At 63.0% G+C, this 23755-nt stretch carries 21 protein-coding genes; 2 read left to right on the plus strand and 19 right to left on the minus strand.

All coding sequences use genetic code 11. The annotated features are described in order from the left end of the window. Window positions 1–586 precede the first annotated feature (586 nt). On the minus strand, window positions 587–1873 hold the full coding sequence (locus B5F33_RS02005; RefSeq protein ID WP_087410133.1) for an IS30 family transposase: 1287 nt from the start codon (window positions 1871–1873) through the stop codon (window positions 587–589). A gap of 375 nt (window positions 1874–2248) precedes the next feature. Here B5F33_RS02005 and B5F33_RS02010 point away from each other — a divergent pair, with 375 nt between their 5' ends. Beyond that, complete coding sequence (locus B5F33_RS02010; RefSeq protein WP_087410134.1) at window positions 2249–3088, plus strand: sulfide/dihydroorotate dehydrogenase-like FAD/NAD-binding protein; 840 nt, start codon at window positions 2249–2251, stop codon at window positions 3086–3088. Beyond that, window positions 3073–4512: an NADPH-dependent glutamate synthase gene (gene gltA / locus B5F33_RS02015; RefSeq protein ID WP_087410135.1), complete on the plus strand. Its 1440-nt coding sequence runs from the start codon at window positions 3073–3075 to the stop codon at window positions 4510–4512. The genes B5F33_RS02010 and gltA overlap by 16 nt, the downstream gene beginning before the upstream one ends. 477 nt (window positions 4513–4989) lie before the next feature. Here gltA and B5F33_RS02020 read toward each other — a convergent pair whose 3' ends face one another. From B5F33_RS02020 to B5F33_RS02105, 18 genes are all read right to left on the minus strand, one after another. Next, window positions 4990–6327, minus strand: coding sequence for a lipase family protein (locus B5F33_RS02020; protein ID WP_087410136.1), 1338 nt, complete (start codon window positions 6325–6327; stop codon window positions 4990–4992). Window positions 6328–6611: 284 nt separating this feature from the next. Beyond that, the gene (locus B5F33_RS02025) at window positions 6612–7364 is read right to left on the minus strand and encodes a cytidylate kinase-like family protein (protein ID WP_087410137.1); all 753 of its coding nucleotides are present in this window, start codon (window positions 7362–7364) and stop codon (window positions 6612–6614) included. Window positions 7365–7376: 12 nt separating this feature from the next. After that, window positions 7377–8024 carry an amino acid ABC transporter permease gene (locus tag B5F33_RS02030; RefSeq protein WP_087410138.1) on the minus strand — a complete coding sequence of 216 codons (648 nt, stop codon included), beginning with the start codon at window positions 8022–8024 and terminating at the stop codon, window positions 7377–7379. A 3-nt stretch (window positions 8025–8027) separates the two neighbouring features. After that, window positions 8028–8774, minus strand: coding sequence for an amino acid ABC transporter permease (locus B5F33_RS02035; protein ID WP_087410139.1), 747 nt, complete (start codon window positions 8772–8774; stop codon window positions 8028–8030). 155 nt (window positions 8775–8929) lie between these two features. Next, window positions 8930–9799: a transporter substrate-binding domain-containing protein gene (locus tag B5F33_RS02040; protein WP_087410140.1), complete on the minus strand. Its 870-nt coding sequence runs from the start codon at window positions 9797–9799 to the stop codon at window positions 8930–8932. Between the two features lie 117 nt (window positions 9800–9916). Beyond that, window positions 9917–10639: an amino acid ABC transporter ATP-binding protein gene (locus tag B5F33_RS02045; protein ID WP_204214365.1), complete on the minus strand. Its 723-nt coding sequence runs from the start codon at window positions 10637–10639 to the stop codon at window positions 9917–9919. Window positions 10640–10996: 357 nt separating this feature from the next. Then, entirely contained in the window at window positions 10997–11440 is a 444-nt protein-coding gene (locus tag B5F33_RS02050; RefSeq protein WP_087410142.1) for a GatB/YqeY domain-containing protein, read from the minus strand. Window positions 11441–11521: 81 nt separating this feature from the next. After that, entirely contained in the window at window positions 11522–12739 is a 1218-nt protein-coding gene (locus B5F33_RS02055) for a peptidylprolyl isomerase (RefSeq protein WP_087410143.1), read from the minus strand. Window positions 12740–13026: 287 nt separating this feature from the next. Further along, a complete protein-coding gene (gene purN, locus B5F33_RS02060; RefSeq protein WP_239284691.1) occupies window positions 13027–13686 on the minus strand; it encodes a phosphoribosylglycinamide formyltransferase in 660 nt (219 codons plus the stop codon). Between the two features lie 211 nt (window positions 13687–13897). Further along, entirely contained in the window at window positions 13898–15004 is a 1107-nt protein-coding gene (gene purM, locus B5F33_RS02065) for a phosphoribosylformylglycinamidine cyclo-ligase (RefSeq protein WP_087410145.1), read from the minus strand. A gap of 322 nt (window positions 15005–15326) precedes the next feature. Next, window positions 15327–17039 carry an ATP-binding protein gene (locus tag B5F33_RS02070; RefSeq protein ID WP_087410146.1) on the minus strand — a complete coding sequence of 571 codons (1713 nt, stop codon included), beginning with the start codon at window positions 17037–17039 and terminating at the stop codon, window positions 15327–15329. Between the two features lie 220 nt (window positions 17040–17259). After that, window positions 17260–18909, minus strand: coding sequence for an amidophosphoribosyltransferase (gene purF / locus B5F33_RS02075; protein ID WP_087410147.1), 1650 nt, complete (start codon window positions 18907–18909; stop codon window positions 17260–17262). A 188-nt stretch (window positions 18910–19097) separates the two neighbouring features. Further along, window positions 19098–19571, minus strand: a complete 474-nt coding sequence (locus B5F33_RS02080) for a PTS sugar transporter subunit IIA (RefSeq protein ID WP_087410148.1) — start codon at window positions 19569–19571, stop codon at window positions 19098–19100. Between the two features lie 71 nt (window positions 19572–19642). After that, window positions 19643–20524 carry a class II fructose-bisphosphate aldolase gene (locus tag B5F33_RS02085; RefSeq protein ID WP_087410149.1) on the minus strand — a complete coding sequence of 294 codons (882 nt, stop codon included), beginning with the start codon at window positions 20522–20524 and terminating at the stop codon, window positions 19643–19645. 57 nt (window positions 20525–20581) lie between these two features. Further along, a complete protein-coding gene (locus B5F33_RS02090) occupies window positions 20582–21217 on the minus strand; it encodes a hypothetical protein (RefSeq protein ID WP_143757921.1) in 636 nt (211 codons plus the stop codon). A 149-nt stretch (window positions 21218–21366) separates the two neighbouring features. Beyond that, the gene (locus tag B5F33_RS02095; RefSeq protein ID WP_087410151.1) at window positions 21367–22776 is read right to left on the minus strand and encodes a PTS transporter subunit IIC; all 1410 of its coding nucleotides are present in this window, start codon (window positions 22774–22776) and stop codon (window positions 21367–21369) included. A gap of 90 nt (window positions 22777–22866) precedes the next feature. Next, window positions 22867–23151, minus strand: a complete 285-nt coding sequence (locus tag B5F33_RS02100) for a PTS sugar transporter subunit IIB (protein WP_087410152.1) — start codon at window positions 23149–23151, stop codon at window positions 22867–22869. Window positions 23152–23230: 79 nt separating this feature from the next. Continuing rightward, complete coding sequence (locus tag B5F33_RS02105; RefSeq protein ID WP_087410153.1) at window positions 23231–23752, minus strand: YjbQ family protein; 522 nt, start codon at window positions 23750–23752, stop codon at window positions 23231–23233. Between the last annotated feature and the right edge of the window lie 3 nt (window positions 23753–23755).

A 23755-nucleotide genomic window follows, 5' to 3' on the forward strand; every position in this document is an offset into this window, starting at 1 on the left:
CGACGTCCCGCCAGGCTCCGCCGCCCGATGCGTCCTCGCGACCCGTTACCCCGGCGCCCGCAGCGTCCCCGCGGCCCGTTCGCCTTACACCGTTTTAGACCAGCAACTAGATTTGACTATCTTTACGCCTGTTTTGACGCGTTTTCTTTGTCAATTCTAGTTGCTGGTCTAACTTTGTATGAAGCGAGACGGCGGGGCGGCGCGTCGGCGAGACAGCGGGTCGGCGGGACGATGTGCCGGCGGCCCAACGAGTTGGCGAGACGGCGCATCAACGAGTCGACGACCACGCGCCGCCGCCTCCGCAGCACCTTGCCGTCACGTCGCCTCGTCACCGCGCCCCATCGCCGCCGCACGACCATTGGTTGATTCCCAACCTCAGCGCAACACCCCCTTGCAATAGGGTCTTTCCCGAGGCCAGCGCTACGCCCTCGGTCTCCGCGATCCGGCGGAACCGCAGGTCGCAAGGGGCCCGCGGCCGTCCCCAGCCCGTTGCGCTGGGTCCTGGAGGCATGCTCCGCCCGCCCGCCGGCCGTGGGTCCCGGACCCAGCGCAACGGGCTCGCGCTCGCCGTATCCGGCGCCCCGCCCTACCCCCTCAGGGGGCGCTCGCCCCTCTCCGCGCGGGCGCGCTCGATGCATGCCGGGGTCAGGTCGAGCTCGGACGGGTCGAGGAGCTCTATGCCGTAGGCGTCCATGATCGCCCTCGCGTCGTCGCCGAAGGCGGCCAGCAGCATCCGGGCCGGGGGCATGAACGCCAGGACGCCGCGCGGCTCGGAGTTCAGCTGGCTCATCAGCAGGGAGCAGTCGGCCGGCGCGAGCCGGTCGAACGATATGCCGCGGCCCTTGGGCAGCAGCTTCCTCACCTCGACGTGGTTCCTCTCGCACGCGCCCTTCTGGTCCGAGCGCATCGGGTCGCAGTAGAACAGCCTGGTCTCCCCGGGCCCCTCGCCGAACGCCGCGGCTATCGCGGCCTCGTCGGCGAACTCGCTGCCGTTGTCGGTGAGCACGCACCGGAAGACGCGGCGCACGCCGTCCCTCCCGAGCACCCTCCCGATCCCGAGCAGCACCCGCTTCGTCTCCTCGGACGTCTTCGCCGCCATCGGCAGCGCCAGCTGGAACCTGGCCGCCCTGTTGTGCAGCGTCAGGAGGCAGGCCGAGTCGGACTGCCTGCCCTCGACGGTGTCCATCTCCCAGCAGCCGTCCCGGGCGTCCTGCGGCAGCGCGAGGAAGGCGGCGTACGACCTGCGGTCGGAGTGGCGGGTCCCGCCGCCCCCGGGCTTCCTCTTGCGGGGCTTGTAGCCGACCTTCCTCCGCAGCTCCATGTTGCTCATGCCGCCGTAGCCCTCGTCCACCCAGCGGTAGATGGTCGACCGCGAGGCGCCGAGGGACGGGCGCGTCGCGGCGATCTGGGCGGGCGACAGCCCGCGCGCCAGGTCCGACCGTATCGTCTCGAGCTTCATGGCCATGCCCGACTCGGTCTCGTCGACCCCCTTGCGCGCCTCCCGGAGCTCCTCGTCGGCCAGCGCCTGCGCCCTCACGGCCCGGTACGCGGCCTTGGGCCTCCTGGAGCAGCCGCAGCGCCTCTTGTTGCACCCGTTGCACACGCCCGGCGGCGCCGCCAGCAGCCCGCACAGCCCGGGCTGGTCCCCCTCGGGGAACCGCTGCCCCTCCATGTCCCTGGGGCTCAGGTACACCCTGTTCCTCTTGACCTCGCGCGTGACGGTCGACGGCGCCCTGCCGAGCCTGCGCGCGATCTCGCGCATGCTCTCGCCCCTGTCGAGGCCGCGCTCTATCCCGCGGCGGTCGTCGAGGGTGAGCCTCGGGTAGGACCTCTGCTCGGCCAGCGGCCCCGCCTTACCCTTTCTCCTGGGCATATCGCCCCTCCTCTCCGGGACCGGCCGCTCCGGTCCCTCGGGGGAGAGGCTACGCGTTCCAGGACCCAGCGCAACGCGTTGCGCTGGGTCCTGGAACGCGTAGCCCTCGTTGCGCTGAGGTTGGAAATCAAACCCGCACGACCATTCAGCCATGACATCCAAGCATGCGCCGACCTCGGAAGGGGGTTTACCCCGGCGCAGGGTATACTGGAGCTTGTATGTGTACCTGGTTTGTCACACGCGACAGAGCTTGTGGGCAGGTCGCCTTCCACAAACAGCACCGTGCCGCGCGCCATGTATAAGCAGGGTACAAGTCGAGCCGTGGGCGCAGGGCATCCCCTGTGCGAACGGCTCCTCGTATCAGAGAGGGGTTTTATGTACAAGATCCTGAAGAAGACGCAGTTCTCGGAGAAGGTCTTCGAGTTCCGCGTCCATGCGCCCAGGATGGCCAAGCATGCGCACGCCGGCCAGTTCCTTATGGTGCGCATCAACGAAACGGGCGAGCGCGTGCCGTTCACCTTTGCCAACTGGAACTCTGAAGAGGGCTGGATCGAGTTCATCTTCATGGTCGTGGGCAAGACCACGGAGTGCCTCTCCAAGCTCAACGAGGGCGACGAGATCCAGGACATCACCGGGCCTTTGGGCTGCCCCACCGAGATCGATGGCGACCGCGTGGTCATTCTCGGCGGCGGCGTGGGCCTGGCCATCGCCTACCCCGTCGCGCGCACCATGTGCGAGGCCGGCAAGAAAGTCTCCGTCATCATGGGCGCCCGCACCAAGGACCTCCTTATCCTGACCGAGCAGTTCGAGGCCCTGCCGCTCGAGAACCTCTTCATTACCACCGACGATGGCTCCATGGGCGAGAAGGGCGTGGTCACCGCCCCGCTCGAGCGTCTGTGCCAGGCTGGCGAGGTCGACTCCGCCTTCGCTGTGGGCCCCGTGCCGATGATGAAGTTCTCGGCCCTTACCTGCCAGAAATATAACGTGCCCATCGTAGCGTCGCTCAACCCCATCATGGTCGACGGCACCGGCATGTGCGGCTGCTGCCGCGTCGAGGTGGGCGGCAAGACCAAGTTCGCCTGCGTCGACGGACCCGATTTTGACGCGACCCAGGTCGACTGGGACGACCTCGCCAAGCGCCAGGCCACCTACCGCACCGAAGAGGCCGCATCCATGAAGCATTACGAGGAGGAGTGCGCATGCCAGCAGAAGTAACCGGCGCCGCCGCGAACGCAGGCACCGAGCCCAAGAAGTATCGTCCGAGCCGCGGCCCGCGCGTCGCCCCCAACGAGGAGCCTGCCGCCGAACGTGCCCGCGACTTCCGCCCCGTCGACACAGGCTTTACCAAGGCCGACGCCATCGCCGAGGCCAACCGCTGCCTCGACTGCAAGAAACCGCTGTGCATGGAGGGCTGCCCGGTGGGCGTCCACATCCCGCAGTTCATCGAGAAGATTCGCGAGGAAGACTGGGCCGGCGCGCTCGAGACCATCAAGCAAGACAATCTGCTGCCTTCTGTGTGCGGCCGCGTGTGCCCACAGGAAGATCAGTGCGAGGGCAAGTGCATCCTGGGCCGCAAGGGCGAACCCGTGGCGATTGGCCAGCTTGAGCGCATGTTGGGCGACATGGCCGACGAGGTGGGCAAGGCCCCCGAGGTCAAGCCCAAGAACGGCAAGAAGGTCGCCATCGTGGGCTCCGGCCCCAGCGGCATCGCCTGCGCCGGCGAGCTCGCACGCGAAGGCTTTGACGTCACCGTGTTCGAGGCGTTCTTCACGGGCGGCGGCGTGCTGACCTACGGCATCCCCGAGTTCCGCCTGCCCAAGACCATCGTCAAGCGCGAGATCGACAGCCTGGAGCAGCTCGGCGTGCACTTTGAGTACAACTCGGTGGCCGGCCGCCTGTTCACCGCCGAGGAGCTCTTCGACGAGGACGGCTTCGATGCGCTCTACCTGGCCGTGGGCGCGGGCCTGCCACGCTTCCTCAACGTGCCCGGCGAGAACCTCCCCGGCGTGTACTGCGCCAACGAGTTCCTTACGCGCACCAACCTTATGAAGGCGTACGACTTCCCCGAGTACGACACCCCCATCAAGCACGGCAAGCAGGTCGTGGTGTTCGGCGGCGGCAACGTGGCCATGGACGCCGCGCGCACCGCGCTGCGCCTGGGTGCCGACAAGGTGACGCTCGCCTACCGCCGCACCGAGGCCGAGATGCCCGCCCGTAAGGCCGAGATTCACCACGCCAAGGAGGAAGGTATCGAGTTCCTGGAGCTCGTCGCACCCATTGAGTTCACCGCGGGCGAGGACGGCTTCGTAAACGCGATCCACCTGCAGAAGATGGAGCTCGGTGAGCCCGACGACTCCGGTCGTCGTCGCCCCGTGCCGATCGAGGGCGAGACGATCGAGATCCCATGCGACATCGCTATCACCGCTATTGGCACGAACGCCAACCCGTTTGCCGGACCGGCCTCGGGCGTCGAGCCCAACAAGTGGGGCTACATCGACACCGACGACAACGGCCGCACGTCTAACCCGCGCGTGTGGGCCGGTGGCGACATTGTGACCGGCGCTGCAACCGTTATTCTGGCCATGGGCGCCGGCAAGAAGGCCGCCGCGTCTATCAAGGAGACGCTGCTCGCCGAATAGGCATGACGAAGGGTATGACGTTCGCGATAAGCCGACCGCCAGACCCCCGCAGAAGTCGCGCGGACGTCATGTTCTGTCCGCCATATAAGCGAAGGGGCTGCCGTTGAACAACCAACGGCGGCCCCTTCTGCGTTCCACATGCCTCAACTGGACAAATTTTCGAGAAGTCTGTAATGCTTCCTGGGAAATGCTTGTGCGGTTTTCCCAACGCGCAGGTAGATGGCGGTGTGCACCCCAGTTTACCTGGGCGGAGAGCAAACCGCACCATCAAAACGTAGGAAACATTACAGACTTCTCGATTTTTTGTCCACCTAAGCGCCGTCTGTGATTCGGTTGGGCCCATCATTTGTGATCCGGTTGGGTCCATCAGGCGCCGCGAGCCTTGTCACGACATCCGCGAAAGGCCTTGTTGCCCTACGCTCGCGATGCCGCCCGCCCCATCGCATGCCCTTCTGGACGCGGCAACGTGATCTTGCCTTAATTCAAATCCTCTGCGTCGATAACCTGCATCCAAGCGATATATACATTGGGATAGTGCGCGTACAGCACCTGCATAGGGTCAAGATCGAGCGCTAAATCGGACACGAGCGAAGCAATGCCACCAGCCGACACCAAATCTTGCTGCGTGGGAATCTGCTCTCCTAGCTTCTCCACGAAAGCGTCGACGCGCTCGCGGTCTTCAGGAACGTAAGGGCAATCGACCCCAACGTTCTTCTTAAACGCCGCCTTCATTGCGTCGTAGCGTTCGTCAAACCCGTCATCGCCGTATCCGGGCAGCCACAGGTCGTGACCATAGCGTGCATAGCCCCACGATGCCAGCGGCAACCGCGGCACCAGGTCACTTGGGTTCATGATGTTGAAGATGTTGTCGTACAGCGCTTCCCCCGTGTTGCCCAGCTGCGTGACTTCTGGCGTAGCGAATGTGTAGCAGTAGATGTTCGACAGCGGGGCGAGCGGGCGCAGGCTGGTGGTCATGTCGTCCGCGTACGATGCGGCGAGGTTTGCCGTTGCAGCTCCTCGGGAATGTCCGGTAAAGAGCAGGGCTACCTCCGCGTTGGGGTTGGCGGCGTACTCATCGGTAAGCATTGTGGACAGGCTTTCCACAATCTCGTCGGCAGCGCGCATGAAGCCCTCGTGGTCGATGGCCTCCATGTCGTAATCCGACGCGTTGCCCATGTTGAAATCGCTCAGCCACTCCGCACCATAGCTGCCGCGGATCGAAACGAGATACAGGACCTTTGTGTCGCCTGACGAGCTCGTGAGATGCTTGGTCGCCACCGAGTAGGCCACCACGTCGTCAGTACCCGCAAAGAAGTCGATCACCTCGTCGAAGATCTCGCTGCGGTACTGGTAGGACGCCGTTGAAATGGTTTCGAACCCAAGCGAGGCCAGTGCGTTTTCCATGTATGCCGGTGCGTTGGACCCCTGCTGGTAGTACGCAGATTCCGAGTTAGCCGCCGCAGAGAGCACCGAGCACGTGGTAGCCAGCTCGTGGTTGTAGACCGTAGGGTCCTGGAAGAACCAGTCGTCGTCCCAGGCCACCTCGGTGGCCACACGTTGACCGTCGGTGGCCGCCATGCTTGTGAATTCGACCTCGGTGGTAAAGGCGCCCGCATGTTGGGACGCGTCCTCGAGCGGTGTCGCCGCAGTTGGCGCGGCAATCGTGGCAAGTCCCAAGCGCTCCTCTTCCAAGCGGTTGTGCACGGCAACGCCCACATAGACGCCCGCGCCCACCAGAAGCACAAGCACCACCAAGGCCACGTGCACAAACCACGGATGCCGCACGCGAAATGGCGTTCGTTTTGTTGTCCCCATAGTTCCCCCGACAGCCGGCAATAGTGCTTCGAATATAGCCTCCGCCCGACCTCCCCCGCCCAGAAGCGCCGCACTGAGGTCTTCGTTGAAGGTCTGGTGATACTCGCAGGCCTGGACCTTACAAATGGGCAACGCCGGCCGCTGCACACGCACCAGGGCAGCAGACTGACCCTACGACACACAGCGCACGTCACAAGCCGCAGACCACCAACAAGAAAAGGCGGCTTCGAGCGCTTGCCCGAAACCGCCTCATATGCCCCTATCGCACCGTGTATAACGCCGGTTTAGTCCACCTTGGCATTCACGTGCAGGGTGTCGTCGTCCTCGATGACCGTGTGCGGAACCGAGGTCTCCTTCTCGTCCAGCCCCAGCTCGTGCAGCTTGGAGCGATAGGCGGCGGCGATCACGTCCACACAGCCCTGACGTCCCAGCTTGGCGCGGTTGACCACGATGTCCTTACCCATGTCCATGCGCCACTTGCCAGCCGAGTACCGCTTGTAGAAGCTCTCACGGGCACGTTGCATCTTGCGAACAAGCTTCACGCCCTTTGCGTGGGTAAGTCCGCGCTTCTTGCTCACGATCTCGACGCGGTCCTCAAACGGCGCCGTCACAAGCACGGCGATGTGGTTCGGGTTCGAACGCAGCAGATAGTCCGACAGACGCCCCTCGATGATGCAGCTCTCGGTGGCGCCCAGGTCCACGATCACGCGCGCCATGGCCTCCCAAAGCTTGTCCGCTACGGTTCGAGCGTCAACGCGGTCGGGCATGAACGCCATGAACTCGGCGGCGAGCCGCTCGTCGTAGGCGGCCATCTTGTCCACCGACTCGCCGGCGCGCAGCGACGAACGCACCAGGATCTCGTTGTCGTACAGCGGGATGCCCAGCTCGCTCGAGAGCATCTTGCCAACCTCGTGCCCCTCGGCGCCGAAGTCGCGCGCGATGGTGATGACGACCGGCTGGCCGGCGCGATCGGCGTCCTCGCCGGTAGCCCGGGCCTCGAGCCTGCTCTTGATGGACGGTCGGGTGATGATCCTCATGGCAACTCCCTCTTACGCGGCGACCACGCGGCGCTGGTAGGCACGCACGATCAGCGAGATACCGAAGTTCAAGACGAAGTATAGCAAGAAGACGAATCCGTACAGCAGCAGCACCTGGTCGAGGTTGGACGTGTAGCCCATGACCACCTTCGCCGAGAACATGAACTCGGCGACGTTGATGCCCGCGAGGTACGAGGAGTCCTTGATGACCGTCGTGCACTGGCTGAAGAGTGCCGGGATGATCGTCTTGAACGTCTGCGGCAGGATGATAAGACGCATGCTCTGGAAGAATCCGAAGCCCTGGCTCTGCGCGGCCTCGAACTGGCTCTTGGGGATGGAGTTGAAGCCGCCGCGCACGATCTCGGCGATGACTGCCGACGTGAAGATCGTGAACGCCAGCACCGAGATGAACACGTCGTTGCCCTTCACCGTGAAGTAGATGAAGAGGATCCACAGCAGGTTCGGCGTGCAACGGAAGAGCTCGATGTAGGCCGAGACGATCCACTTGAAAATCGAGAGCTTGCCGGTGCAGTACTGCTTCACCATGGCGAGTACCGTGCCCAGGATAATCGAGAACACAATCGCCAAGGCCGAGATCTCGAGGGTCTTGAGGAAGCCGGTAAGAATGAAGGTGACGTTTGCCTGAGTAAAGATCTCCATGCTCTACGCCTCCTTCGCAGCGTCGGTGGTGATGCCCGGAATGACCTTGGCGCGCGGCTTGCGCTTGGAGCGCTTCTCCAGGTACTGCACGAGCAGCGCCAGCGGGAAGCAGATGATGAAGTACAGCACGCAGGCCATGATGTAGCCCTGCAGGTAGCCGTAGGTCGACACGAAGTTGTCCGCGTTGTACATGAGGTCGCCACCGGCGATGAGCGCAAGCACCGAGGTGTTCTTGACCAGGTTGAGCGCCTGGTTGCAGAGCGGCGGCAGGATGACCTTGAACGTCTGCGGCAGAATGATGTAGCCGTACGCCTGCACGCGGCTGAAGCCTTGCGACAGCGCAGCCTCCATCTGGCCGCGCGGCACCGCCTCGATGCCCGTGCGGATGACCTCGGAGATGTAGGCGGCGTGATACAGGCCGACGCCCACCGCGCCGATCACGAACGAAGAAATGCGCACCGGGCTCGGCGTGTTCAGAATGGCCTGCAGCACACGCGGGCCGGCCATATAGTAGAAGAACACCTGCACCGGCAACGGGGTATTCTGGAAGAACTCGACATAGACGCGGCTGATGGCGCGGAGGATCCGCGAGCGCGTGGTCGAGAAGATGCCCAGGATGGTGCCAAGCACCAGCGAGATCGCCAGGCCGGCAACGACCACCTGCAGCGTGAAGAAGAACCCGTCCCAGAACGGCTCCATGCTGCTAAGGGTGATCTCCCAGCGCCTGGGGTCTAGCAGCCCATCGAGCATAGCCTCTCCTTTCCCAATCTGTCCCAACAAGGGACCGGTGCATGTCACCGGCACAGCGTATTCCGGCCGAGCACCCGCCTCTTCTTGAGACAAGGAGATGCCGAGGGCGGGCACGACGCGCGTCGCCCGCCCTCGGCACCATCAATAACGTACGTTTACGCGCTGGCGCCGAGCCAGGTCTGGATCTCCTCGTCCATCCAGCCGTTGTCGAGCAGCTCCTGCACGGTGTCGTCGACCACCTTGGACAGGTCGGAGCCCTTCTTGGTGGCAACGCCGTAGTCCTGCGTGCCAAACTCGATGTCGGGCTCGACAAGCTCCTTGTTGTCGTTCATATAGGTGTTGAGCGTGGAGCGGTCCATGGCGAACGCGTCGACGTTGCCGGACTCGAGCGCGGAGTTAATGGACGGGTAGTCCGGATACTCCTGGAAGGTCGGGGTGGCGTCGATGCCCTGGTCGGAGAGCATCTGGGTCACGGCGTCCTTGGTGGTGGAGCCCTGCGACACGCCGATGATCTTGCCGTCGAGGTCGGCCATCTTGGTGATGCCGGAGCTCTTCATGACCATGATGCCCACCGAGTCGGTGCGGTACGGCGTAGAGAAGTCCCAGTCCTCCTCGCGCTCGGGAGTGATGGTATAGGTAGCCACGATGACATCGAGCGTATCGTTGTCGATAAGCGGGCCGCGGGTCTTAGGAGTCACGGCGGTGAACTCGCAGAGCTCCTTCTCCTTGGCCTCGTCATAGGTCACGCCGAGCACGGCGGCCGCCAGCTGATAGCAGAGGTCGATCTCGAGGCCCTCGTACTGATTGGTCTCGGTGTTGAGATAGCCGTAGCCAAGCACGTCCTGCTTGACGCCGCAGGCCAGCTTGCCGCGGTCCTTGATGGCCTGAATCTTCGAGCTGCCGTCTCCGCTGCTGGAGCCGGAGCCGGCCGTGTCGGAGCTGCAGCCAGCCAGGAAGCCAGAGCCGGCGACTGCAAAGGTTCCCAGGCCAAGCGCCTGAATGAACTGACGACGGGAGATGGACATGGTGTTCCCCTTTCTCTTGGACGTCCGCACGTGGGACGTATCTTAAGGCGCATCGGGTAGCGCCAGAAGACCATGGGTGCGCGCCGTGGGGACTCTCCCCCACGAGCGGCAACGCGCTTAGTGCAGGATCTTGTTGAGGAAGTCCTGGCAGCGCGGATTCTGCGGGTTGGTGAAGAAGTGCTCGGGCGTGCCCTCCTCCAGGATCTGACCGTCATCCATGAACAGCACGCGGTCGGCGACCTGCTTGGCGAAGTTCATCTCGTGGGTGACGCAGATCATGGTGATGTTGTCGTGAGCGAGCTCGATCATGACGTCGAGCACCTCCTGGATCATCTCGGGGTCGAGCGCCGAGGTGGGCTCGTCAAAGAGGATGATCGGCTGCTTGGTGCACATGGCGCGAGCGATGGCGACGCGCTGCTGCTGGCCGCCCGAGAGGTTCTGCGGATACTCGCCGGCCTTCTGCGCCAGGCCGACGCGCTCGAGCGCGGCCATGGCAATCTTGTTTGCCTCGTCCTTGCTCTTCTTCTGGAGCTTGATGGGCGCAAGCGTCAGGTTGCCGAGCACCGTCATGTTGGGATAGAGATTGAACTGCTGGAACACCATGGAGGAGTACTTGCGGGCCATCTCCAGGTGGTTCTTCTTGGTAAGCGGTGTGCCGTCGATGATGACCTGGCCGGAGGTGGGCTCCTCGAGGAAGTCGACGCAGCGGATGAGCGTGGACTTGCCCGAGCCGGACGGACCGATCACGACGACCTTCTCGCCCGCCTTCACCGTGAGGTTGATGTCCTTCAGCACGTGGAGGTCGCCAAAGTACTTATTCAACCCCTTAATCTCAATCATGTTCTCGGCCATGGGCACGATTCCTTCCTGTCAGACACGCATACAACCGGACATAGTGCCCGGAGCGGGCCAGATGGCATGACGTATACGATTCGGTCTCCCATTGTACGGTGGGCCGGCCACTCCGACAGAGCGTGTCGCGAGCTGCAACGCGCAGGAAACTGAGACGTTACAAACCCCCAGGTGCCAGACCTTGCATACAAATGAGTAAATCGCCGTACAATGTGCAAAAGTATACCCAATTGGATAATTACTATACACTTTAGCAGAGTGGAGTGCACAGGCGCCCCGCGTTTTTCGCGGCCGCGCGATCCGAGGGCCTGCGGCGCGGAAGAGCAGGGGCGCCGCGCGACACCGCTATGCCAGGCGGCTCTGGACCTCCTTGGCGGCTGCGGCCTTATCGAAGTTGCCGCCCGTCGCCTTGTTGAGCGCGCCCATGACGCGACCCATGTCCTTGCGGGTGGTCGCGCCGACCTCGCCGATGGTCTTCTCGATGAGCGCAACCAGCTCATCGCCGGAAAGCTGCGCCGGCAGCAGGCTCTCCAGAATCTTCACCTGCTCGGTCAGGGTGTCCGTGCGCTCCTGGTTGTTGGCCGCCTTGATGGACATCTCCAGCGTCTCGTTCGTCTGCTTGATGAGGCGCTTCACCATGTTGTTGACGTCTTCCTCGGTGGCGTCGCGGCGCTCGTTCACCTCGACGTTTTTCACCTCGGCCATCACCTGGCGGATGATGGACAGGCGCGTCTTGTCCTTCGCCTTCATAGCGGCGACCATCTCGTCGTGCAGCTCTTGGTTGGTCATAATGCTTCCTTTCTAGCAAACGGGCGCCCCGCAAGGCGCCCGATCAATCACATCTGGTCACAGGGCTCGTCCGGGCCGTGGCTACTGGGCGCTGCCCTCGTCGGTCGAGGAGCTCACGCCGCTCATGTCCACGTTGTAGGGAACGTTCTCGGGCATGGGGTTGATCTCGATGTCCGCTGCGTCCACGTAATCGTTGAGCCAGTTGTTGTAGTCGGTCTGGGCGTTGTTGGACGTAATGGTGTCGGAGAGCTTGTCGCGCAGGTTCTCGGGGATCTGGTCAATCGAGGTGACCTCGCCGTCCACATGGAAGTAGTCGGTGCACTTGATGATGTGGAAGCCGTAAGAGCTCTCAACGACGCCGCTGATCTGGTCCTTCGAAAGCGCCGACAGCGCGTCCTGGTACTCGGTCACAAACGAGGTGAGCTTATCCCAACCCACGTCGCCGCCGTCGTCGGCCGAACTGTCCTCGGAGTACTCCTTGGCAGCGTCCTCAAACGAGATCTCGCCGTTGTTGATCTTGTCCAGGATGTCCTGTGCCTTCTGACGCGCCTCCTCCTTGGTGGCGTCGTCGGCGTCGGAGTCGACCTTGATGAGGATGTGCGAGGAGCGGCGAGCGTCGTTATAGGTGTCGATGTTGTCGTTCACGTACTCGATGATCTCGTCGTCCGTGGGATCCTTCTCGGGCGCGACCTTGTCGCGGAGCTTCTGCTGGGCCAGGCTCGACTCCATGCTCTGCAGGTAAGTGTCCTTGGTATAGCCCACGTTGGTGAGGGTCTCCAGAGCCTTGTCCTCGGAGTCGTAGTTGGCAACGAAGTCATCCCAGGCCTTGTCGAGGTCGTCCTGGGTGACGGTGATGTCGTACTCCTTCTCGGCCTGCGTGATGAGGTACTGGCGCGCGTACTGGTTAATGACGTTCTCGCGGTAGCTCTCGGGCGTCATACCGCTGTTGGCCAGGTACTGGGCCCAACCCTCGTCGCTGCCGTAGCCCATGGAGCTGCGTGTGCTCATGATCTGGCGGGTGACGGTGTCCTCGGTGATGTTCACGCCGTTGACCGTCGCGGCGACGCCGCCGGTAAGCGTGTAGTCGTCGTCGGAAGACTGGAACTGGCTGAGCACGCCCGAGCACGCCATGGCGGTCACCGACAGCAGCATGGCCGCGACGCCAATGGCCACCAAGATGTACTTGGCACCCTTGCTGAGCGCCTTCTTGCCCTCGCGCTTGAAGTCGGCCTTGGTGGCGGGCTTCTTCTCGCCCTCGGCACCCTCGCGCTTCTTGTTGTGGTTCTTCTTCATTGCCATGGTCGATCCTTTGATGTGGCCGCGGCCCCGCCGTCGCACGCCCCAGAAGAACGCCTCGACAACTAAGCCGCAGGATGATGCCCTCGTTGTACAAACGCGCCTATTGTCGCACATTGCACGGGCCCGCTGCCACCACAGCAAAGCGTGTCCCAGCAAGCACCATATTCGTGAAGAAAGGCTGAAGGGGACAGTCAAATAGCAGCATCCCCAGGGAGCCTGCCTGCCGGCGGCGCCCCCTGGGGATGGACGTGATCTATGGCGATGGTCGCCTTTCGAATAACGGCCTGCTATGCCGTGGCGATCGACACGGTAAGGTCGGGCCGCACGGTTACGCGACCTTCGGCGAGCAGCTGAACCACCTGAGGATACAGGCGATGCTCGACGGCGTGGATGGCGGCCTCGAGGTCATCGACCGTCATGCCCTCCTCCACGCGCACAGGCTCCTGCGCAATGATAGGGCCCTGGTCGTAGACCTCGTTGGCGAAGTGCACCGTCACGCCGGTCACCTTCACGCCGCGCGCGTAGGCGTCGGCAATACCGTGGGCACCCTGGAAGCTGGGAAGCAGCGCCGGATGCAGGTTGACGACACGGTTGGGCCACAGCGCCAGCAGCGGCTCGTGCACCTTGCGCATGTAGCCGGCCATGATGATGTACTCGGCCCCTGCGTGCTTGAGCTCCGTGGCAATAACCTCGTCGGCCACCCACGGGTCCTGGGCGTAGAGTTCCTTCGACAGCGCGAGCGTTTGGATGCCGGCGTCCGCGGCGCGCTTGAGCCCGGCTGCGGAGGGACGGCTCGAGATGACCATGACAACCTGCGCGTTGAGCGAACCGTCGGCAATGCGGTCGATGAGCGCCTGCAGATTGGTACCCGAACCCGAGATGAGCACGCCGATCTTGAGCGGCTCGGCCGTACCGGCAGCGACCTCCGCGGCGCGGCGGGCCTGAATGTCGTTGCCCGTCTCGCCATCGAGCCCCGCGGCGCGCAGGCGCTCCACGGCGTGGGCGACGGCTGCGGCATAGGCGGCGTCGTCCCCCTCGGCTGCGGCGACCAGCGCGCGGTTCACCTCGTGCTCGGCTCCCTTGCCAAAGAACTGCTCGCTCGGCTGTGCCTCGGGCGGCAGCCCCGCCTCCTCGACCAGTCGGCGATACTCCTCGTCGTTAGCGCTCATCGGAGTACACCACCTTGCCGCTGCCGGGTACGCAGGCGCCCACGTGGAAGGGACGCTCGCCCATGGCCTCAAGGGCGGCCATGACGCCGGCCTCCTCCTCGGCCGGGCAGATGATCATGAGGCCAACGCCCATGTTGAAAGTCTTGCAGGCCTCGTTGGGGGTAAGACCGGCCTGGCGCGCAATGTAGGAGATGACGGGCGGCATGTCCCAGCCCATCTCCTTGCCGTCGCGCTCGACCACGGCGTCGACGTCGGAGGCAAGCGCACGGTTGAGGTTCTCGGTGATGCCTCCGCCCGTAATGTGGGCGATGGCGTGCACGGTGACGCCACCGCGCAGAAGCTCCAGGATAGGCTTCACGTAGATGCGCGTGGGCTCCAACAGGGCATCGGCGAGCGAACGGCCGCCGAGCTCCTCAAGCGGCTGCTCGAGCTCGGCCCGCTTGGCCTCGGCCTCGGGGGTGCCAGGCACGATACCGTCGACGCCGATCATGCGGCGCACCAGCGAGTATCCGTTTGAATGCACGCCCGAGCTCGGCAGGCCGATGATGGCGTCGCCGGGACGGACGTTTGCCGGGTCGAGCATCTTGGGCCGATCGACCACGCCCACGGTGAAGCCGGCCATGTCATAGTCGTCGGGACGCATGACGCCGGGATGCTCGGCCATCTCGCCGCCCACGAGCGCGCAGCCCGCGAGCTTGCAGCCGTCGGCCACGCCCTTCACGATCTTGGCCATGTGCTCGGCCTGAATATGCCCGATGGCAACGTAGTCCAGAAAGAACAGCGGCTCGGCGCCGGAGGCCAGAATGTCGTTCACGCACATGGCGACGAGGTCCTGGCCCACGGTCTCGTGGCGGTCGAGAATCTGAGCGAGCACGAGCTTGGTGCCCACGCCATCGGTGCCGGAGATGAGAACGGGGTCCTCCATGTCCTTGAGCGCGGCGGCGGAGAAGAGCCCGCCAAAACCGCCGATGCCGCCGATGACCTCGGGACGGTTGGTCTCGGCGACCATCTGCTTGATGGCGTCGACGGCGCGGCCGCCCTCGGCGGTATCGACGCCGGCATCCTCGTAGGTCACATGCTTGGGTGTGTCGCTCATGCGCATCCTTTCCCAGGTGGGTCACGTATGCACACATCATAGCAGGTAGCGATGCGCGACGGCTCGCCTTCGAGCCGAAGCGTCCATCGAACATCTCTTAACTCGCAATCAGCTCTCAGACGAGCTCTCCGATTGTCTCTTTAACTGAGAGATAATCGGAGAGATAGTAGAGAGATATCTGAGAGATGAGCCATATCGGAGAGTTCCGAGACGTCTGGCCAGGTAAAACAACTCTTCGAGAGCCGCGCCCTATCGAAGAGGTAACGGAGAGGTGCTCCAGGTCGAAGAGGTCCGGCTCCAACTCTCCGCGTCTCGCATCCACCTACTTCAACATATATCTCCTGTTCCTGCTGTGTGCTCCAGCCGTTGGGCTCACCAGCCCTGCATCAATCAGCGCGGGCAATGCGTAGCGCACCTTTGACACCGAAGTTCCCAGCGCGCCTGCAAGTTCCTTCGCCCCATACGCTTTGCCAGGCTCCATGAGGGCAAGTATCGCTTGACGCAACTCTTCCGCAGAAGCTCGTCCCGATGTTTTGCGGGCCTTGTCTTGAACAACGCTATAACCATGATCAGCATCGCCACACAGCAGACCTTGATCGATCAACCGAGAGCACGCATCGCGAATGTCATCGGAATCCCAGCCCAAAGCAGTCCGTATGCTCGGAACGGTCATCGAAGCTCCGCGATTGCGCAGAAGCGCAAGCAAGGTCTCTTCCTTGACGTCCAGCTCGCGTCCTGCGTGCTGTGCAATCCACTCTCGATTGCGCATGAGCTCGGCGCCATGACGAGCAAATATCACGGTAAAGGAGTCATACTTTGCGACAAAATGTGGACGGCTCAGCGATCGAGACTCCATCTCTCGAATCATCGAGCTGACTCCCGAGCCCTGGCTTTCAGCCACATAGCCCCCGTCGTGCTCAAGCGGCACCGCCCCCATCAAGCTCATGAGCTTGGCATTTCGACAGCGAGACTCTCCATCCTCAAGATTGTCGAGCGTCTTTCCTCCCCAAAGCCCGCCAGGATTTGTAACCTCGATACGATCGGGATAGATGTCCACGCTTACCGCCTGCCCTAAAAACATGGGCGAATACTCGCGATGAATCACCGCATTCGCCAACGCCTCGCGCAGCGCCTCTTTAGGAACCTCCCACTCATCGTGCCGGCCCGCACCGACGACATATGAAATCGTGCGAACATTTCGTCCGATTGCCGCGAGCGCATCCTCGATACATGCCGAGAGCGGACCATCACATATCTGACGGTCGAGGAATCGCGGAGCGCCTGGCTCTGACTTCTGTGTGCCAGGGTGTACGGCAACGTCGATTACAAGCTTTGGGAAGTATTGTTGCGGATACACGCCGGTCGCTAGCAGGCCAGCAAGCCGCACCGCGCCTGCCTTATTTGTTATGTTCAAGCGGTTAAGCTGCTGTTCGCGCGTCTCTGCACCGCGCAGCACGCGAGGGCTTTGCTGCCTTCGCCCCTCTATTACTGCGGTGACCAAATCTCCGTCGAGGTCTTCAATCGTCGCTTCGGGCACTACCTCGCCATCTGCATCGCTGGGAACAAGTACGCTTTGCATCTCATATAGCTCGGATGCCGAAAGGCGTATGTCCTTATCATCAACTCGCTTATAGCTTCCGCCTTGGATGCCGCGAGCAAGAATGAAGCAGGGTCGCTCCTGAATCGGGAGCCGCTCGATTTCTATGAGAAGCACCTGTTGGTCATCGACCATGCCGCGCGAAAGCTCGTAACGCGGAGGATGAACCACCAAAGATGCGCTTTCTCCGTCCCCAATACCCTCGACAAACTGGTCGCGGACACGATCGATATCGAACTGCTCTGTTGGAGCAAACCCCTCCTGCTCATCTATGCCGCATATGATGAGGCCACCAGACGTGTTGGCGAAGGCGCTCACCGTCTCCCAAATGTCGTGACTGAGACCACGACCGCATTTCTTCGCCTCGACCGTTGCGTCGTCAGTACCTTGCTTACGGAGGCGAGCGACAATGTTTTCGAGCTGATCAGCGGGCACCATGGGACTTCTCTCCGTTCATCTCTACGATATCTCTCAGAATACCATGTATCTCTCCGATTATCTCTTTAACTGAGAGATAATCGGAGAGATAGTAGAGAGCTATCTGAGAGATAAGCCATATCGGAGAGCTCCAAGGCGTCTGACCAGGCAAAACACCTCTTCGAGAGATGCTCCCTATCGAAGAGCTAACGGAGAGCTGCGCCCCAAGTCAAACCGGCGGCTAGGCTCCAAGATGCAGCTCTTCCCACGTGCGGTCGCGCTCTTTCTGCTCGACCACGTCGCGCGGCAGCACCGTAGGCTGCGTGAGGTTGCAGGGGTCGTAACCGGGCATAAACTTGTCGCGGCCAAAGCTTTCGGGAATGGCAACCGGGTACACGCCCGTGAAGCACGCCGTGCAATAGCCGTGTGCAGGATGGTCGTCACCGGTCTTTGCCGCAGCGCAAGGCGGTACGCAGGCGAGCAGCCCCTGAACCGACAAAAACGCAAGGGAGTCGGCGCCAATGAACTCGCAGATCTCGTCGACCGACTTGTTCGCGCTGATAAGCTGCGCCTGCACGTCGGTGTCGATGCCATAGAAGCACGGCCACACGACCTCCGGCGAGTTGATGCGCACGTGGACCTCGGCCGCGCCCGCCTGGCGCAGCATCTTCACGAGCTGCACCATGGTGGTGCCGCGCACAATGGAGTCGTCGATCACCACAAGGCGCTTGCCAGCGATGTTGTCGCGCAGCGGGTTGAGCTTCATGCGCACGCCCATCGCACGAAGCTCCTGCGTGGGCTGGATGAACGTACGGGCCACATAGCGGTTCTTGATAAGCCCCTCGCCAAAGGGAATGCCACTCTCCAGCGCGTAGCCCTCCGCCGGCGGCAGGCCGCTGTCGGGCACGCCGATGACCATGTCGGCGTCCACCGGCGCCTCGCGCGCAAGCTGCCGCCCCATGTCGTAGCGACAGGCATAGACCGACTTGCCGGCCATGATGGAGTCGGGACGCGCAAAGTAGACCTGCTCGAAGATGCACTCGGCCGTCTCCTTTGCCGCGGGCACACCCTGCTCAAAGACAAGGCCTTCGGCGTTCACGCGCAAGATCTCGCCGGGACGAATGTCGCGCACATAGACCGCGCCCACGATGTCGAGCGCGCAGGTCTCGGACGCCACGACCCAGCCGGCGGCATCGATCTCGCCGGCCTCGGTGCCGGGGCGCGCAATGATGTCGCGCCCTTCGTCGTCCTGTTTGGGCAGGTAGCCCAGCACCAGTGGGCGAATGCCATACGGATCGCGAAACGCATACAGGGCCTGCTCGTTGATGAGCGCCATGGCATAGCCACCACGCACGAGCTCCATGGTCTTGCGAATGCCCTCGCGCAGATGCTTGGTGCGCTGCGTGAAGTAGCCGATGAGCTTGGCCGCGACCTCAGAGTCGGAGTTGGAGAGGAAGCTCACGCCTAGGTCAATGAGCTGGCGGCGCAGCTCATCGGTATTCACCAGCGTGCCGTTATGGGCCAGGGCGATGATGACGTCGTTGATAGTGGAGAGATGCGGCTGGGCGGCCTCCCAGCTCTTCGCGCCGGCGGTGCCATAGCGCACGTGTCCCACGGCGAGCTGGCCTGTGAGCGTCGAGAGGTCGGCGTCGGAGAACACCTGGTCACACAGGCCCAGGTCCTTGCGCACCAGAACGGTACCGCCGTCGCCCACGGCAATGCCCGCAGACTCCTGCCCGCGGTGCTGGAGCGCCTTCAAGCCAAAATAGGTGAGGCGCGCAACATCGCGTCCCGGCGCCCAGATGCCGAAGACGCCGCACTCCTCGTGAAGCTGGTCCGCCTCGGCCGGATCAGCCTGCCAGCTCGCCCCGCGCCGCTCCTCTACACTCATGCCGTCTCCCCTTTCGGAATGGTTGTAACGGGCACATTATGGCAAATCAGCGGACCTTCGACCATGGCGAGCTCGATTTCACATGGCACGCAACAGCGTTTGTCCGTCCTCGCAAGCAAACGGCCCGCCCTGCAGCCTGGCAGGACGGGCCTCGCATGTTCAACAATCTGTCGAAAAGCACAGAAGCGCTATGCGCAGTACTTCTTCATGGTCTCGGCCATGCCCTCGGGCGTGGTCTGTGCGCGAATATCCGCCACGGTCTCCTCCTCCATGAAGACACCCATGAGCGCCTGGAGTACCGCGACCTGGCCCTCGGCGTGCGCGAGCAGGCCCAGGTTCACAATAAGCTCGGCGGGAATGTCGCCGCCGATGCCCGCCATGCCCTCAAAGATCACCGGCTCCTTGGGCTTGATGACGGCGATGTAGGGCTTGATGAGATGCTCGGGGTCCACATGCGGCAGCGCGACCGAGATGTGCTCGAACGCAAGGCCGGTGGGATAGTTCTTCTCGCGCGTCTCGATGGCGTCGAGCCAGCTCTCCTTCACATAGCCCTTCTCCATGAGGATCTTGGACATCTTGGAGAAGAAGTCAAAGCGATCGGTCGCCTCGAAGTCAAAGAAGACGAGCTCGGGGGTGAACAGGCTGGTATCAACGGTAGACATGGGTGGTTCCTTCCTGTGTGTTGGAAATCGTCGCGAATGCAGCGCGCCCAGGGCACGCAAGGCCGCCCTGGTTAGGCAACCGGCTCGGCGCCGTTGGCGAAGACCTTGATGACCTGCGTGAAGTCCTCAAGCAGGCGACCGTAGGCGGCAACGGAGAGCTTGCTCCAGTACACCACATCGCCTGCGCCGCGCGCAGCGTCGACGGCCGCGGATGCAGCCTCGCCGGCGAACTTGTCGCCATAGGTGAAGTAGTTGATCTTGCGGATGCCCGCGTCGATCGCCTTATGGTAGTCCTCATCCGAGACGCCCGAGCCGCCGTGCATGACGAGCGGCACCTTCACGCGGTCGCGAATCTGGGTCAAGACATCGAAGGACAGGTGGGGCTCGCCCTTGTAGATGCCGTGCACGGTGCCGAAGGAGCACGCCAGCGCGTCAAGGCAGGTGGCCTCGACAAACTCGCGGGCCTGGTCGGGGTCGGTGTAGATGGCGCCGGCTTCCTCGGCCGTGCCGCCCTGGGCCGTGGCGCCGCCCTCGCGCGAGCCCATGGAGCCAAGCTCGCACTCCAGGCCACAGTCGAAGTCGTGGCACATGGCGGCAGCACGCGCAGAATTCTCGACGTTCACCTCATAGGGCTCCATGGAGCCGTCGTACATGACGCCGGTGAAGCCCAGCTCAAGGGCGCGGCGCATGTAGGAGAGATGCTCGCAGTGGTCCAGGTGCACGCACACCGGAACGCTTGCGCGCTCGGCGAGCGCCACCATGGCGGGGCCCACGACATCGAGCGGGGCCACGTCCTCGTGGACCTCGGCATGGCCGAGCATCACAGGGTAGCCCGTGGCCTCGGCGGCGTCGATGACGGCACGCATGGCCTCGAGCGTAGGAGCGTTGAACTGGCCGATAGCCATGTTGTTCTGTTCGGCGATGGCGCAGATATCGCGCAGGTTGACAAGCATGGTGGTCCTTTCTGAGACGATGGGGGTTCGGTGGCACGCCTAAAAGCGGCGCCACCGCTAATGGCGCTTCTTGCGACGGTGACGCCTTCCGGTGGGAGCGGCCGTGGGCTTCTCGGCGTCCTCGAGCTTGCGAGCCTCGGCCCGGCGCGCTCGGACACGGATGTTGTCGGGGTCAAGGCGCGCCTCGGTATCGAGGAAAAACTGGTAGAGCGCCTCGCCGCGCTCGCCGTCGGGCGTATACATGTCGCCGCAGCCCACGAAGTAGCGTCCGCGCAGGATGCCGCCGCCGTTCACGCGTATGTAGGCGCTGCGAACCTGGCCGTTCTCGCGCACCGGCATACGGATGATCTCGGCTATGGGATACACATCCCGGCGACCAAACGACTCGAGCGTAAGAGCTTCGTCGGAAAGCGTCACCACACGCGGATAGCACTTGGCCACAAAGGTGTTGAACACCGTGTAGACGCCTACGACAAGCACCAGCAGTGCGATGGGCACCAATACGCGTGAAGCGATCATGACGAGGGCAACCGGAATGGCGATGGCACCCACTACGCCCGGCACCATCACATCAAAGCGGTAGCGATGCGGGTCGTAGGTAAAGGTCACAGGACCGCTTGCAGCAGATGCCGCCTGGCCTTCTGCCGGCGCCATCTGCCCGTCCTTTCCGGCTCGTCGACGGTCGTCGCTCACGATGCTCCCTTCTTTCAGCCGTACCCGGCCGATACGTCTGGCCCGATACGTCGCGGGGCCCGCGCCCGGATGCGAGCGCGGGCCCCGCGGAACTTGGCGGTCACGCCAGGGTTATACCCCAAACAGATGCAGCGTCGCTGTAGCGCGCGCTACTGCTCCTGGGCGTGCAGCTCTGCGGCCTCCTTGAGGATGCGCGAACGGTTCCAGATGGCGAAGATGATCGCCAGGACACCGGTGACGCCCACGCACAGGTAGCCGTTCAGGTTGCTCAGGAACACGAAGATGAACGTGAGCGGGTTGGCGCCGTCGCAAAGCGAAGAGATCATGGCGTTGGCGCTGCCGGCAGCGCTCGCGATGTCAAAGCCGGACTGCAGGGCAGCCTGAGTCTGGAACGGAGCCATGTAGGTGGAGATGAGCAGGCCGACGGCCAGCACGATGATGCCGACGATGAGGCCACGGAAGCCGTTCTGGTTCACGATCGGGGTGATGAGAACGAGCATGTAGGTAGCGGTGGACAGGTCGCCGAACGGGATGACCTGGTTGCCGAGCGGCTGCAGCAGCACGGCGAGCAGCAGCATGACAGGGATCAGGATGAGAGCGAGCGACAGGGTCACGGGGTGGCCGACGCCCACGGCGGAGTCGAGGCCGATGTACATCTTGCCACGGCTCTTGAAGTGCTTCTGGATGAACTCAGAGGCAGCGTCGGAGATGGGGAGCAGGCCCTCCATGAGCAGCGCAGCCATGCGCGGAATGAGCACCAGCACGGCGCCCAGCGACACGCCGAGCGTAAGGATGGTGGTCACAGAACCGGCGATGTCGGCGGTGTCGAAGTAGGCGATGCAGCCGATGACGATACCGATGATGGTGCCCACGAACAGCGGCTCGCCGAAGACGCCGAACTTCTTCTGCATGGACTCGACGTCGATGTTGATGTCACGCACGCCGGGGATCTTGTCGATGACCCAGTTCACGAACATGGCGATCGGCGCGAAAGCTGCGGTGAAGCCGTGGGGCAGCGAAACGCCCGGCATGCCAAGCGACTTCTCCACCTGGGGCGCGGTGATGTCGCCCAGGATGAGGATGACGACCATGTTTATGATAGCCGCGGCAAAGCCCAGCATGATGTTGTCGGTGATGATGGCGACGATGGAGCCGGTGAAGGCGAAGTGCCAGTAGTTCCAGATGTCGACGTCAACCGTCTGGGTGGTGTTGGTGATGAGCATGAGGATATTCACCACGAGGCCCAGCGGGATGATGAACAGGCCCACGGTGGAGCCCATTGCGATGGCCGAAGAAGCAGGCCAGCCGACGTCGATGATGTTCAGCGCAAGGCCGAAGCGGTCGGTCATGGCCTCAACCGCAGGCGCCAGGTTGGTGCCCAGCACGTTGTTGATGACCAGGTTCAGGCCGATGAAGCCCACGCCGACGGTAAGGCCGGCCTTCAGGCTCTTGCCGAAGCCCGCACCAAGCGCGGTGCCGATGATGGTGATGATGATGGGCATCATGACCGAGACGCCAAGGCCCTGAATAAAGGTAAAGAAAGCTAGGATCGCGTCCATTGTCCCTCTTTTCTATTAACGCATGTGATCGGAAGGCGGGTTGCGCCCCCTGCTCCGAATGCCTTCGGAGCGCCGCCGCAAGGCGACCGATTACTTCTTGAGGATCTCAAGAATCTGCTGCTCAGCAGCAGGACGACCCATTCCGGTGAGGAACGGCACGCCGTTCACGTACGGACAAGGCAGTCCGTCGGGGACCACCGTGGTCGAGATGAGCAGATCGGCAGACTCGGCACGGTTGACCGCCTCGGCGATCGCGCACTGCGTGATGCTGTACTGCCCGGCAAGCCCGTTGGCGTCCAGGAAGTCCGACACCTTCTTTGCCACGGCCGTAGACGTCGCAATGCCCGAGCCGCACGCCAGGATAATGTTCTTCACGATACCCTCCTTTCTCGCAATTTGTTGGGCCGGGCGGCAGAACCCGACTCCCACTACCATATAGGACAAATGCCTTCGGCTACTCGCCAATGACGATTACTTTGACCTTGCGCGTACGCTCGCGCGTGCGGTCGAAGTCAACGAAGTAGATGCTGGCAAGGCCGTTCATCTGCAGCTTGCCGTCCTCGACCTCGAAGGTCTGGTTGCTGCCGACGATGGTGGAACGCAGATGGGCGTCACCGTTCCACAGCATCGTGCGGTCGCCGCCGGGAAGCCAGGAATCCAGGTTGGGCCAGGACTCGACCTCCTCGAAGTGCTGGATGCCCGGATAGCGATACGTCTTCCAGTCGTGCTGCTCGGGGAAGATCTTGTCCAGACCATCCGAGAGGTCGGCCTGCAGGAAGGTGTCGCCCGCCGGCGTGTGGTCGTGGTCATACTCCTCGGAGAACACGGCGCAGGTCGTGTGGCACGAAATGACGACGACGATGCCCTCTTTCACGCCCGACTCGGCAATGACGCCCTCGACGCCCTCGGTAATGTCCACATACGTGGGCTTTCCCGCCAGCGTCTGCATCTCGAGCTTGCCCTTATAGACGGTCATGGC

Source organism: Collinsella sp. An2 (assembly GCF_002160065.1).
Taxonomy (GTDB): Bacteria; Actinomycetota; Coriobacteriia; order Coriobacteriales; family Coriobacteriaceae; genus Limicola.

Coding starts and splice junctions, on each gene's coding strand:
- B5F33_RS02030 (WP_087410138.1), bottom strand. CDS start 8,024: ATGGAGATCTTTACTCAGGCAAACGTCACCTTCATTCTTACCGGCTTC.
- B5F33_RS02095 (WP_087410151.1), bottom strand. CDS start 22,776: ATGGACGCGATCCTAGCTTTCTTTACCTTTATTCAGGGCCTTGGCGTC.
- purF (WP_087410147.1), bottom strand. CDS start 18,909: ATGAGTGTAGAGGAGCGGCGCGGGGCGAGCTGGCAGGCTGATCCGGCC.
- B5F33_RS02035 (WP_087410139.1), bottom strand. CDS start 8,774: ATGCTCGATGGGCTGCTAGACCCCAGGCGCTGGGAGATCACCCTTAGC.
- B5F33_RS02085 (WP_087410149.1), bottom strand. CDS start 20,524: ATGCTTGTCAACCTGCGCGATATCTGCGCCATCGCCGAACAGAACAAC.
- B5F33_RS02005 (WP_087410133.1), bottom strand. CDS start 1,873: ATGCCCAGGAGAAAGGGTAAGGCGGGGCCGCTGGCCGAGCAGAGGTCC.
- B5F33_RS02040 (WP_087410140.1), bottom strand. CDS start 9,799: ATGTCCATCTCCCGTCGTCAGTTCATTCAGGCGCTTGGCCTGGGAACC.
- B5F33_RS02050 (WP_087410142.1), bottom strand. CDS start 11,440: ATGACCAACCAAGAGCTGCACGACGAGATGGTCGCCGCTATGAAGGCG.
- B5F33_RS02045 (WP_204214365.1), bottom strand. CDS start 10,639: ATGATTGAGATTAAGGGGTTGAATAAGTACTTTGGCGACCTCCACGTG.
- B5F33_RS02010 (WP_087410134.1), top strand. CDS start 2,249: ATGTACAAGATCCTGAAGAAGACGCAGTTCTCGGAGAAGGTCTTCGAG.
- B5F33_RS02105 (WP_087410153.1), bottom strand. CDS start 23,752: ATGACCGTCTATAAGGGCAAGCTCGAGATGCAGACGCTGGCGGGAAAG.
- B5F33_RS02055 (WP_087410143.1), bottom strand. CDS start 12,739: ATGGCAATGAAGAAGAACCACAACAAGAAGCGCGAGGGTGCCGAGGGC.
- gltA (WP_087410135.1), top strand. CDS start 3,073: ATGCCAGCAGAAGTAACCGGCGCCGCCGCGAACGCAGGCACCGAGCCC.
- B5F33_RS02070 (WP_087410146.1), bottom strand. CDS start 17,039: ATGGTGCCCGCTGATCAGCTCGAAAACATTGTCGCTCGCCTCCGTAAG.
- purM (WP_087410145.1), bottom strand. CDS start 15,004: ATGAGCGACACACCCAAGCATGTGACCTACGAGGATGCCGGCGTCGAT.
- B5F33_RS02025 (WP_087410137.1), bottom strand. CDS start 7,364: ATGAGGATCATCACCCGACCGTCCATCAAGAGCAGGCTCGAGGCCCGG.
- B5F33_RS02080 (WP_087410148.1), bottom strand. CDS start 19,571: ATGTCTACCGTTGATACCAGCCTGTTCACCCCCGAGCTCGTCTTCTTT.
- B5F33_RS02020 (WP_087410136.1), bottom strand. CDS start 6,327: ATGGGGACAACAAAACGAACGCCATTTCGCGTGCGGCATCCGTGGTTT.